10 protein-coding genes and 1 riboswitch are annotated in these 12395 nt (G+C 61.2%); of the genes, 6 read left to right on the top strand and 4 right to left on the bottom strand.

The window, feature by feature from the left end; translation table 11 throughout:
* Positions 1 to 7 precede the first annotated feature (7 nt).
* Positions 8 to 1282: a DUF2254 domain-containing protein gene (locus tag GYM54_RS04705; protein WP_131651648.1), complete on the top strand. Its 1275-nt coding sequence runs from the start codon at positions 8 to 10 to the stop codon at positions 1280 to 1282.
* Between the two features lie 249 nt (positions 1283 to 1531).
* On the top strand, positions 1532 to 2935 hold the full coding sequence (locus GYM54_RS04700; protein ID WP_181104331.1) for a DegQ family serine endoprotease: 1404 nt from the start codon (positions 1532 to 1534) through the stop codon (positions 2933 to 2935).
* A gap of 103 nt (positions 2936 to 3038) precedes the next feature.
* On the opposite strand, the gene GYM54_RS04695 is transcribed toward GYM54_RS04700, so the two are convergent.
* Complete coding sequence (locus GYM54_RS04695; protein ID WP_181104329.1) at positions 3039 to 3296, bottom strand: DUF1272 domain-containing protein; 258 nt, start codon at positions 3294 to 3296, stop codon at positions 3039 to 3041.
* 198 nt (positions 3297 to 3494) lie between these two features.
* On the opposite strand from GYM54_RS04695, the gene GYM54_RS04690 reads away from it, so the two are divergent.
* Positions 3495 to 6608 carry an ATP-binding protein gene (locus GYM54_RS04690; RefSeq protein WP_181104327.1) on the top strand — a complete coding sequence of 1038 codons (3114 nt, stop codon included), beginning with the start codon at positions 3495 to 3497 and terminating at the stop codon, positions 6606 to 6608.
* A gap of 169 nt (positions 6609 to 6777) precedes the next feature.
* A riboswitch (glycine riboswitch) is annotated at positions 6778 to 6875 on the top strand.
* Between the two features lie 161 nt (positions 6876 to 7036).
* Positions 7037 to 8302 (top strand): D-amino acid dehydrogenase, encoded by a 1266-nt coding sequence (locus tag GYM54_RS04685; RefSeq protein ID WP_131651644.1) that lies wholly within the window; start codon positions 7037 to 7039, stop codon positions 8300 to 8302.
* 35 nt (positions 8303 to 8337) lie between these two features.
* On the opposite strand, the gene GYM54_RS04680 is transcribed toward GYM54_RS04685, so the two are convergent.
* From GYM54_RS04680 to GYM54_RS04670, 3 genes are all read right to left on the bottom strand, one after another.
* Positions 8338 to 8679 (bottom strand): FKBP-type peptidyl-prolyl cis-trans isomerase, encoded by a 342-nt coding sequence (locus tag GYM54_RS04680; protein WP_181104325.1) that lies wholly within the window; start codon positions 8677 to 8679, stop codon positions 8338 to 8340.
* A gap of 135 nt (positions 8680 to 8814) precedes the next feature.
* Positions 8815 to 9114 carry a GNAT family N-acetyltransferase gene (locus GYM54_RS04675; protein WP_131651642.1) on the bottom strand — a complete coding sequence of 100 codons (300 nt, stop codon included), beginning with the start codon at positions 9112 to 9114 and terminating at the stop codon, positions 8815 to 8817.
* A 77-nt stretch (positions 9115 to 9191) separates the two neighbouring features.
* A complete protein-coding gene (locus GYM54_RS04670; RefSeq protein WP_181104323.1) occupies positions 9192 to 9503 on the bottom strand; it encodes a hypothetical protein in 312 nt (103 codons plus the stop codon).
* 520 nt (positions 9504 to 10023) lie between these two features.
* Here GYM54_RS04670 and GYM54_RS04665 point away from each other — a divergent pair.
* Both GYM54_RS04665 and GYM54_RS04660 read left to right on the top strand, forming a co-directional pair.
* Positions 10024 to 11211: an acetyl-CoA C-acyltransferase family protein gene (locus tag GYM54_RS04665; RefSeq protein WP_197445177.1), complete on the top strand. Its 1188-nt coding sequence runs from the start codon at positions 10024 to 10026 to the stop codon at positions 11209 to 11211.
* Between the two features lie 120 nt (positions 11212 to 11331).
* A complete protein-coding gene (locus GYM54_RS04660) occupies positions 11332 to 12240 on the top strand; it encodes a chemotaxis protein CheV (RefSeq protein ID WP_131651639.1) in 909 nt (302 codons plus the stop codon).
* Positions 12241 to 12395: the final 155 nt, after the last annotated feature.

The raw sequence follows: 12395 nt of genomic DNA, 5'->3' as shown, positions 1-12395 counted from the left end.
GTCGCAGATGATCGAGCGTTGGAAGTGGTTTCTCATCCGCATCAGCAGGCGACCCTGGTTCAGGGCCAGCCTGTTTTCTGTCCTGGGCATCGCGGCTGCGCTGGTCGCATTGGCTGTGGCGCCCTATATCCCCGACGATGTCCCGACCAAGATCGGCTCCGATGCGGTCGATAACATCCTTGGCGTGCTGGCATCGAGCATGCTCGCGGTCACGACCTTTTCGCTGAGCATTATGGTGGCCGCCTACGGTTCGGCGACCAGCAACGTCACCCCGCGGGCCATCTCGCTGCTGGTGGAAGACCCCACGACGCAAAACACCCTGTCCACCTTCATCGGTTCGTTCATCTTTAGCCTGGTCGGCATCATCTCCCTGAGCACAGGGCTTTATGGTGATAAGGGCCGGGTCGTATTGTTCGCGGCGACAATCGTTGTCGTGGTTTTGGTGGTCTACGCGTTGTTGCGCTGGATCGATCAGCTGTCGGGGCTGGGTAGGGTCGCGGAGACCACGGCGAGGGTGGAGGACGCCGCAACCCGGTCGTTGTGCCAGCGCATGGAACAACCCTATTTGGGTGGCTGCCCGCTCGAGGTTGACCCCAAAGCACTGCCGGGCGCGCGTCCGCTGTACGCCCGGAAGATTGGCTTCGTGCAGCACATCGACATGCCGGCATTGGGCACGTTGACCGAGTCGGAGAGCAGCTCGGTCTATATCTGTGTGCTGCCGGGTACCTTCGTCGAGCCGACGCAGCCGATCGCCTGGTCCGTGGGTGTAGGCGAAGAGTGTGACGACGCACTGCGCGCGGCCTTCGTCATCGGCGCACAGCGAACCTTCGACCGCGACCCACGCTTCGGAATGACCGTCTTGGCCGAGATTGCGTCGCGAGCCTTGTCGCCTGGTATCAACGATCAGGGGACCGCAGTTGATGTAATCGGTCGCGGTCTGCGCGTGCTGTCGCATCTATCCAGGCCGACTCCACCGGAGGAGCCCAAATTTGACCGGATATTCGCACCTGGCCTGAGCGTGGCGGACATGCTCGACGACTTCTTTACACCCATCGCGCGCGACGGGGCTGCGCTGGTCGAGGTGGGCATATGTCTGCAGCAGGCGCTGGCATCGCTGGGGCGGCTGGGTGATGCAGCGGTCAGAATCGCGGCCGACCGGCATATCGAGCTGGCGCTTAAACGGGCAGAAGCCGCGCTCGTTTTGCCCGAGGATCATCTGCGTGTACGCCAAGCGGCCGAACAGGCCGGGTTCGAAACGACCGGCCTGGATGCGATCAGATAAACGATCCCTATCGGGAATTGCTGCGGCGAAACCTTACGGTTCCTTTACCTCCGCTTCACACGAAGCTGACTGTACAAGGCGTAGAGTTCTTCACAGGCTGACGGAACAGCTTGCTCCCTTGGGTGGGTTTGCCGTGGCCGGGCTGTTGAACAGCGTTCGAGCTCACGGCGGCCCGCTGCTTTTTTTTTTGGCTGGATGGCCACACTCAAGTTCGTTTAACCAATTTTCCATCGTGGGAGACCTGTCACCATGATCCTTCGTAAAGACCTTCTGGCAGTCGTAGCCGGCGTGGCGTTATTCGGACAGGCGCTGATCGCCTATGCGGATCTGCCGGATTTCACGCCGCTGGTCGAAGATGCCTCGCCGGCGGTCGTGAACATCAGCACCAAGCAGAACAAACCCGCGCGTGGCGCGCTGGCACAGACTCCGGATCTGGAAGGCATCCCGCCCATGTTCCGCGAGTTCTTCGAGCGTGGTATCCCGCAACGGCCCGAGCGCCGAGAGGCTCAGTCGCTGGGTTCGGGCTTCATCATTTCAGAAGACGGTTATGTGCTGACCAACAACCACGTGGTCGCCGATGCCGATGAAATCATGGTGCGTCTGCCTGACCGCAGCGAACTGCAAGCCAAGCTGGTCGGAGCCGACCCGCGCAGTGACGTGGCGCTGCTGAAAATCGAAGGGGACGATCTGCCGACGGTCAAGCTCGGTAGCTCCGAGGCGTTGAAAGCAGGCGAGTGGGTTGTCGCCATTGGTTCCCCGTTCGGCTTCGATCACACCGTGACGGCTGGCGTGGTCAGCGCGACCGGTCGCAGCCTGCCGAACGAGAGCTATGTGCCCTTCATTCAGACGGACGTAGCGATCAACCCAGGCAATTCGGGTGGCCCGCTGTTCAACCTCGACGGCGAAGTGGTGGGCATCAACTCGCAGATCTTCACCCGCTCCGGTGGCTTCATGGGGTTGTCGTTCGCCATCCCGATCGACGTCGCCATGGATGTCGCCAACCAGCTGCGTGAAGACGGCAAGGTCAGCCGCGGTTGGCTCGGGGTGGTCATTCAAGAGGTGAACAAGGATCTGGCCGAGTCGTTTGGTCTCGAGCGTCCAGCCGGTGCGCTGGTGGCGCAGGTCATGGATGGCGGCCCGGCAGCCAAGGGCGGCCTGAGGGTGGGTGACGTGATTCTGAGCGTCAACGGCAAGTCCATTGATATGTCCGGCGATCTGCCACACCTCATCGGCGCGATGAAACCCGGCACCACCGCCAAATTCGAGATCGTGCGTGACGGCGACCGCGAGACCTTGAGCATTGATGTCGGTGCCTTGCCCGCAGACGGCGATTTGCTGGCCTCGGCTGGTGGCGCGGGCGGTACTACCCATAGCGATAACCGCCTCGGTGTTTCGGTGACCGAGCTGACCGACGCACAACGTCAGGCGCTCGAAATCAACGGTGGTGTGGTGCTCAGTGAAGTCAACCAAGGCCCTGCGGCGATGATCGGCCTGCGTCCGGGTGACGTCATCACGCATCTGAACAACCAAGCCATCGACTCGGTAGAAACCTTCAGTCAGGTAGTCAAGGCGCTACCGAAGAATCGCTCCGTGTCGATGCGTGTGCTGCGCGACGGACGGGCTAGCTTCATTACGTTCAAGCTACCGAAATAACGACCTAGCCCTGAACACGAACTCCGGCCCGCTTCATGCGGGCCTTTTTCGTGCCCATGACTGTTTGGTTAGACGAGCGATGACGAAGATGCGCCGTTGGAACTTACCGAACGATAGGGGCCGGACTGCAACGTTGCGGCTTATATACGCGTTGTGTGGACGCCGGATTGTTAGCGAGTTTCGCAGCGGGGCGACGGGGGCGGGCCACCAGTTCGCCGCCGCAGTTGGGGCAGATGAAACCAAGTTTCGACTCTGCGCACTCCGTACAGAAGGTGCACTCGAAGGAGCAGATCAACGCTTGCGCAGATTCTGGCGGCAAATCAATGTTGCAGCATTCGCATCCAGGCCGAAGTTCTAACATGCAAATCTCCCAACGATTCAATTATCTGGCAGCGCCTTGCCACCTGAAGATGTGAATGAACTGGTCCGTAGCAAGGACCTCCAAGTGCTGATACTCGTCGCACGGATTGCTTAAACTAATGCGTGCCGCTCGGCGACGCACCGTTTCGCCGAGTTTTTTTACGCCTTGATTCCAATCAGGGTGTCAGGGGAAGAACTATTGAATCAGGCAAGAGCGAAACCGACCCGCTCGGTACCGTTGCGCAGCCGTCTGCTGACGATCGCGCTTGCCGGAATTCTGCCTCTGGCACTGGTCGCCGGGCTGGGTCTGGTATCGATAGTCAACGATCAGAAGCTACTGGCGAAGCAGCGCAGCCTGGAAGCCACACGCCTGGCCGCCACGGCAGTCGAGGTCGAACTCAGGCGCTCCCTGGACGTGTTGCAGGCGTTATCGCAATCAACGCTGCTCGATGAGGATGATATCGACAGCTTCGCCGGTATGGTCCATCGCGTATTGCCCTCGGTGCCTAGCTGGTATGCCCTGCTCGTCATCACACCGGAGGGCCAGGTCATCCGGCGTATTTCGCGGCACGACTCGCCCGCATCCGAGGCGATTGCCGAGCCGCGCAGTTTTGCTGAACTGATGCGCACCGGTGAGCCGCAGGTGGGCAATATGGGGCTGGGCCCCGGTGGGCTATGGGGGATTCCCATACGCGTGCCGGTCGATATCGAGGGGAACATTCGCTACGTCCTGACCGCGGTGCTCAAGCCTGAATCCATCGTCGAGGTCATCAGCGACCGTCGATTACCTCAGGGCTGGATCACCACAGTGCTGGATGCCAGAGGCATGCGCATCGCACGTTCTCAGCGGCACCAGGAAACCGTGGGGCAGCCGGCATCTCCGACTCTCCAGAGCATGCTCGTGGACAATCCCGCCGATGAAGGAGTGGGCATGGCCATGACGGTCGAAGGTGCTTCGGCGTACACCGCATTCGTCCGCCTGCGTCCGTCGAGGTGGGTCGTCGCCACGGGTGCGCCAACCGAAACGGTGGAAGCTGGCGCCGCTCGGGCTTTCACGCTCTATGGCGGCGGACTGTTGCTGTCCCTGATGTTTGCCGTCGCCGCGGCATTGTTCGCGACGCGGAGAATCAATGTGCCGATGCGTCAGTTGCGTCGGGCGGCGCAGGCCATCGGTCAAGGCCAGTCGTTACAACAGGTACCGGACAGCGAAATCGAAGAGGTGCGCGAGGTAGGCCAGGCACTGGCTGCCGCTGCGCAGGCGCGTAGGGCGAGCGAGGCCGAACGTGACAGCATGTTGTCGCAGCTGGAACTGGCTCAGCAGGACCTGACCGAGCAGATAAGCGATCTGAATTCACTGCACACGCTCGGTAACCGACTGCAGCAATTGCCGACGCTGGATGCTCAGCTGCAGGCGATTATCGATGTGCTGTGCGAGCTGCACGGTGCGACCCATGGCCTGCTGGCGCTAAGCGATGGCCAGTCGCCCTTGCGCATTCATGCGTCGAAGGGTTTTTCGCCGGCCTCGCTGGAACTCATGGACAACGTAGCGCCCGGACTCGGCGTTTGCGGCGCAGCGGTACAGGAAGGCTGTCGGGTGGTTGTGACGGACACCGAAACCGATCCGCGCTTCACCGAATTTCGTGCCGTGTCCCGTATCGAAGGGTTCCGCTCCGCTCACAGCACACCTATTCTGCATAGCGACGGCAGTGTCCTCGGCACTCTGACCGTGCAACTCAAAGAGACGCGGCCCCCGACCGAGCGTGAAATTCGCCTGGCCGATCTTGCGGCTGGCCTTGCTGCGGTATTCATCGACCGGGCACGGGCGCAGAGCAAGGCCGGCATGCTTGAGAGGCGACTGCAGGTGGCGCTGGATTCCTCCACCGTTCCGTTCGCCATTCTTTCCCCGCAGCTCAACGCTGCGGGCGAGTTACATGACTTCCGGCTGGACTTCATCAACCCGACCGGTGCCGAGAGCTTGCAGGGAACGGTTGTTGAACTGACGGGGCGGCGCATCAACGAAGTGCTCGGACCCAATGCCAATCCACAAGCGATCGACACCCTTGTGGCGGCGGCGACGCAGCAACAACCGCGTGACGTAGAGATGCGCAGCACTGCCTTTGCCAGCGAGCGCTGGGTGCGCCTGATCGCCACGCCTTTCGAGCACAGGCTCGCCGTCTGGTTCGCTGACGTGACCAAATCCAAACGTCAGGAGCAGGCGATCCTGGAGGCTGATCGGCGCAAGGATGAGTTTCTCGCGACACTGGCGCATGAGCTGCGTAACCCGCTGGCGCCCATTCGCCTGGCTGCTGGCCTTTTCGGCTCTCCCTCTGCATCCGAAGCCCAGAAGTTGCGTAGCCAGCAAATCATCGAGCGGCAGGTGCGACATATGGCCCTGCTGCTGGACGATCTGTTCGATATCTCCCGCATCACCCTCGGTAAGCTGGTGTTGCGCAAGGAATCACTGGATCTCCGAGCGGTGGTCGAGGCTGCCGTCGAAACTGCACGGGCCAAAATCGAGTCAAAACGACATGAGTTGATCGTCGAGCAGCCGACGGAACCGATCCTGCTCGACGCCGATCCCCTGCGGCTCGAGCAGATACTCGTCAATTTGCTGAACAACGCCGCCAAGTTCACCGCTCAGGGTGGACAGATCCGAGTTCGCGCCGCGTTGAAAGAAGGAATGGCAACGGTGTCGGTGGCCGATAACGGCTTAGGCATTGCTCGCGAGCATCTCCAACTGATTTTCGAACGATTCGCTCAGGTGCCAACGACCCAAACACAGGTCAATGCTGGCCTGGGCATCGGGCTGGCGCTGGCCAAGGGGCTGGCCAATCTTCATGGCGGCGACATCCGCGTGAGCAGCGAAGGGGTAGGGTTGGGGGCGGAATTCGAGTTGAATCTGCCGGCGCTGGCCCCACCGCAGCGCGACGCGCAGCCTGTGAAAGCCGGCGAGTCTGCGGCCCATACGCGGCGGGTTTTGGTCGCTGACGACAACCGGGATATCGCCGAAACCATGGCCGAAGTCCTCCGGTTGGAGGGCCACGAGGTACATCTGGCCTTCGACGGCGTCGAAGCCTTCGAGCGCTATCGGCAGCTCGAACCAGAAGTGGTGTTATTGGATATCGGCATGCCTGGCCTGCGTGGCGATGAGGTTGCTCGGATGATCCGCTCGTCGGATTCACGTGTTCGGCTGGTAGCGATCACCGGCTGGGGGCAGCCGAGCGACAAGGAAAATGCGCTGGCGGCCGGGTTCGATGTACACCTGACCAAGCCCGTCGATATCGCCCAGCTGATAGCACTGGTGGGCTCCTGAAATCATGCCTGTAACGCGGGTGATGGTTTCATGGCGCGCCGCTGAAGCGATCGACTGCATCGTTCCTTAGTCATACGGCAGAAAAAATTGTGTTGCAAAGGGGCCGTTTTCTGGCACCTTGAGCACGACTGCATCACTGGATCGATTTCGATCGGTCCGGCACATGAAGTATGTGGACTCGGGAGAGACTGCCGCGACATCGTCGCCGGCAGCGCCGAAGGAGCAACCGCCCCGGAAACTCTCAGGCAAAAGGACCGATTCCACAGGTTTGACTCTGAAGAGCCGTCGGGTGTCGTCGCCCGTCGCACCGAAGGAGCAAGCGGACTCCACTCGTTGGCGCTCGCGAAACTCTCAGGTCCAGAACAGAGGGGGCGTCTGATCCGCATGTCGCGGACGGACTCTGACCCTTGACGTTCTGGAGCGACACAATGAAAACAATCGCTGTCATTGGTGGCGGTATCACCGGCATCACCACCGCCTATGCGTTGGCCAAGCGCGGTTTCGACGTAACCCTTTTCGAAAAGCACCGCTACGCCGCGATGGAAACCTCCTTCGCCAACGGCGGGCAGCTCTCCGCCTCGAATGCTGAGGTCTGGACTCACTGGTCAACCATCCTCAAGGGCATGAAATGGATGCTCAAGAGCGACGCGCCATTGCTGGTCAACCCCAAGCCCAGCTGGCACAAGCTGTCCTGGTTCGCCGAGTTCATCGGTTCCATCCCGCAGTACCGTCAAAACACCATCGAAACCGCACGCCTGGCCATCGCTGCCCGTGAGCATCTGTTTGCCTGGGCTGAAGAAGAGGGCATCGACTTCGATCTGAAGAAAGCCGGCATTCTGCACATCTACCGCGACAAGGCGGGCTTCGAGCACGCTGGCACAGTCTCCACACTGCTGGCCCAGGGTGGGCTGCCGCGCCGCAGCGTGACGCCGGACGAGATGCGGGCCATCGAGCCAACGCTGGCGGGGCAGTACTACGGCGGCTATTACACCGAGTGCGATTCCACTGGCGACATCCACAGTTTCACCAACGGCCTCGCGGCGGCGGCCATTCGCCTGGGCGTCGAATGCCGTTACGGCCAGGATGTTAAAGCTGTGGCGACCAACGGCAGCCAGGCTAGCGTCATTCTCGGCACGCCAGGCGGCGACGAAACACTGGAATTCGACGGCATGGTCGTCTGCGCCGGTACGGCTAGCCGCGCGCTGGCTGCACAACTGGGCGATCGGGTGAACATCTATCCGGTGAAAGGTTATTCGATCACCGTCAACCTCAACGACGAAGCCAGCCGTGCCGCAGCTCCGACCGTGAGCCTGTTGGACGACGAAACGAAGCTGGTGACCAGCCGCCTTGGTGATAACCGCCTACGCGTCGCCGGGACCGCTGAGTTCAATGGTTACAACCGCGACATTCGGGCCGATCGTATCCGTCCGTTGGTGGACTGGGTCAACGAATGCTTTCCAGGCGTCAGCACTCAGAGCGTCGTGCCTTGGGCCGGACTACGCCCGATGATGCCGAACATGATGCCCAAGGTCGGCCGCGGCAAATCGCCCTGCATCTTCTACAACACCGGCCATGGCCACCTGGGCTGGACCCTGAGTGCCATTACGGCGGACATGATCGGTGACGTGGTAGGGCAATCGCTGGGCTCACAGGCGCCAATATCCACCGGAACCGGACAGGCTGCATTAGCCTGACCCCATACTGATAGTCGCGGCTAATGCCGCGACTATCACTCATCCCGAGTCAGCACTTCCAACAGCTCGATCTCGAAGAGCAGGTTCGAGTTCGGTTTGATGTGGTCGCCGATCTGTCGTTCGCCGTAGGCGAGATGGGCGGGGACGAAGAGTTTGCGTTTGCCGCCGACTTTCATACCCATCAGCCCGACGTCCCAGCCTTTGATGACGCGTCCGGTGCCGATTACGCATTGGAACGGCTTGCCGCGATCATAGGATGAGTCGAAGGTGGTGCCGTCTTCCAGCTGGCCTCGGTACTGAGTAGTGATGAGGGCACCCTTGACCACTTCTTTACCGTCGCCGGCCTGGATATCCTCGATCTGCAGTTCGTTGCTCATCGATTTCTCTTCTTATGCGTTTGACCAGCACCTGGCGGGCGCCGAGATGATCCTGCAGCGGGTGAACCTCATGTGCTGCCGGCGGGGGCAGGCATTGTACCGTCCTGCGTGGTGGATTCCTGCCCATCAGTGCTTTCACTGAGCGGGTGAATCGATGATGTCGTTCCAGTCCGGGTGCTTCTTCACATAGGCGGCGACGAATCCGCAAACCGGTACGATGCGCTTGCTGCGCTGGCGGGCATCGTCGAGTGACTGGCGAATCAGTACGCTGCCCATGCCTTGGCCTTCGAGGCTCGGATCCACTTCGGTGTGGGTAAACACCAGGCTGTCTCCGTCTTCGCGGTATGCGGCAAAGCCGAGTGTTTCGCCTTCGATGTCCAGCAGGTAACGCTGTTGATCTTTGTCGTGTCGAACCTTCGCGTTGTTATCGCTCATCGGTGGTTTCCTAGGATGGTAAGCAGGGCAGGGCGCGCCAGAAGGTGGCGGCCGATTCACTCTTGATCGACTTCGAACTACAGCTCATCGACCAGCCGTTTGCCCAATTCCGTGCCGTGCTCGAGCGCTTCGTCGAAGCTGCGGTAGTGCTGGGTCTGGTCCACGCTCACCGGGACGACGATCTCGCGATCTTTCACGACCTCGGCGCCCACCGCCCAAAGCGTCTCGCCAAAGGTTTCGTATTCATAACCGGTGAGATGCACGATTACGTCGTGGTCGCGATAGACCAGCCGGTGGCTGTGCGGAATCTGGTGATCGCTGCCGTTGGGGATGTGCGCAGGGGTTTCGAAGTAAGGTTGTTCGGCGTCCGGTTTGACTGCCTTGGTCATCGCTGGGCCTCCCATGGGTTGGCTAGGGTCTGTTGACGTTTCGTCGCAAGCCGCGTTGCTGCGCCAAATTTCGCCAGGCAAGGCGCGGGACGCAGGTAATGGTTGTTCCCTTGCCAAGTCCCGCAACGCCGCATGGCGATATTTGCCGCGCAACCCTTCGGGCCGGGCCTGTTTTTGCGCGATGCGGCGTTCCTCGTCGCTCATTTGGAACAACCAAACTTCACTCCTCGTGCCTTGCCTCGCGCAAAAACAGGCTCCGGCGCGGCCGCGACGAAACGTTAACAGACCCTAGATTGGGCCCGATATCGATGTGCATCGTTCCATCGTGAGGAGCGCGAGCGACGGGCGCATCGCTCTGCCGGCGTTTCCCCATCGCGGCAAGTGACCGATTAGTTCTGCAATAACGCATGAGCGATCTGCAGCATTTTCCTGTTGTTCTGCTGATTCATCCGGTTAGCATCGGCTGAACCGCCGCGCCGGATTGGCCGGAGCGACCCCCATTCAGCAGAAGAGAACCCCCATGACTGAACGCGAAATCGTCGTTGTCGGTGCGGTGCGCACGCCAATCGGCTCCTTTGGCGGCGCGCTGAAGGACATTGATCTGACCACCCTGGCGACGACCGTCTGCCGCGCAGTGCTGGAGCGCTCCGGCACGCCGGCGGATGCCGTTGGCCACGTGGTGATGGGCAACGTGATACCCACCGAGCCGCGGGATGGCTATCTGGCACGAGTCGCTGCGGTCGACGCCGGCATACCGCTGGAAACTCCCGCGTTCAACGTCAATCGCCTGTGCGGCTCAGGCCTGCAGGCAATCATTTCCGCCGCGCAGTCGATCCTGCTCGGCGATACCGATGTAGCCATTGGCGGCGGCGCGGAGAGTATGAGCCGCGGGCCGTTCATTGTGCCGAACATGCGTTGGGGCGCGCGCCTCGGTGATGGCGCTGTGATCGACTACATGAACACGCTCCTGCACGACCCCTGGGGCAAATTCCATATGGGCGTGACCGCGGAGAACGTAGCCGAGCGCTACGGCATCAGCCGCGAACAACAGGATGCCTTGGCATTGGAAAGCCAAGCGCGTGCCGCCCGGGCGCTGGAGAACGGCTACTTTCGCGAACAGATCGTTCCGGTCGAAATCCGCAGCCGTAAAGGCACCGCTTATTTCGACACCGACGAGCATCTGCGCGCCGACCTAACTCTGGAGCGCCTTGCGGCATTGAAGCCGGTGTTCAAGAAGGAGGGCGGCACCGTAACCGCAGGCAACGCGTCCGGACTGAACGACGGTGCCGCGGCGCTGATACTGGCCGAGGCGGGACGGGCGAAAGCACTCGGGCTGACGCCCATGGCGCGGTTGGTCGGTTATGCACATGCCGGCGTCGACCCGGCCTACATGGGCATCGGTCCGGTGCCGGCAGTGCGCAAGGTGCTGGAGCGTACCGGGATCAGTCTGGACCAGATCGATGTGATCGAGGCCAACGAAGCCTTCGCCGCCCAGGCCTGCGCGGTGATGCAGGAGCTCCGTATGGACCCGGCGCGGGTCAATCCCAACGGCTCTGGCATCTCGCTCGGGCATCCGGTGGGTGCGACCGGCGCGATTATCACCGTCAAGGCGATCCATGAGCTGCAGCGCATCCAGGGCCGCTATGCGCTGGTGACCATGTGCATCGGCGGTGGGCAGGGCATCGCGGCGATCTTCGAGCGCTGCTGACCGGGAGCGCGGTATTTAGCAGAAGCCGTTCAGATGACTGAAGATTTAGCCGTTCCAGCCGACAAGGCTCTAGCGAGGTGATATCTACGCCACGAGAACGGCTTTCCCACAGGATCATTCATGAATAACACATCCGCCACCGACTCCTTATCGCTTCTGCTGTTCACGCTGCGCAGCGGCAAGCAGATGGCGATCAACCTGTTGAAGGTCAGCGAGATCATTCCGACGCCATCGCTGACCCGGCTTCCAGAGTCGCATCCCCATGTGAAGGGCGTCGCCACGCTGCGGGGTCAGCCGTTGACGGTCATCGACCTGAGCTTGGCGATTGGCATGGCGCCGCTGCAGGACCCCAAGGGCGGTTGCCTGATCGTCACCGAAATCAGCCGCTCGAAGCAGGGGCTGCACGTTCAGGCGGTGGTGAAGATCGTCCACATCCAGTCTTCGAAAATCCTGCCGCCGCCGTACGGTGCGCGCAACAGCTCCTTCATTACCGGCACGGCTGAGGTAGACGGCGAGCTGATCCAGATTCTCGATGTGGAAAAGGTGATCCACACCGTCGCGCCTGCTCCCGCAGAGGCCGACATCTCCGACCTGGATGATCAGGACGCGCAGCTGCTTACCGAAACCCGCGCCCTGATCGTCGATGACAGCCAGGTGGCCGTGCATATGTCGGTATCGGCCCTGAGCAAGATGGGCGTCACCTGCCATGCGGTGCGCAGCGCCCGTGAGGCCTTCGAGAAGCTCGACAGCCTGAAGGACAGCTACGAAGCGATCAACGTGGTGGTATCGGATATCGAGATGCCGGAGATGGACGGTTACTCCTTCACCCAGGCGCTGCGTAAGCATCCCGACTACGCCTCTATTTACGTGCTGCTGCATACCTCGCTGGACAGCACCATCAGTACCGACAAGGCAAAGACGGCCGGGGCCAATGACATCCTCACCAAATTCTCCCCGCCGGAGATGGCCAAATGCATGTTGCGTGCGGCGCGGGTGATCCATCTGGGTGAGGACGTCGCGGCAGGCTGATCAGCCGTTCCGATGACGCCCGGCTGGTGATGGCGCTCCATCCGTAGCCCACCGAGCGGTTTTGCCGCTTCGGTGGGCTTCTCGTCAGCATCTGCCGTTCAATCCTCAGCATTTTGCGATGTATGAAATCCTGTTCTGTGCTCAAGCTTCATGGC

Origin of the sequence: Pseudomonas sp. MTM4 (assembly GCF_019355055.1) — a bacterium.
Lineage (GTDB): Bacteria > Pseudomonadota > Gammaproteobacteria > Pseudomonadales > Pseudomonadaceae > Stutzerimonas.
This window is presented reverse-complemented; position numbering and strand designations above follow the sequence as displayed.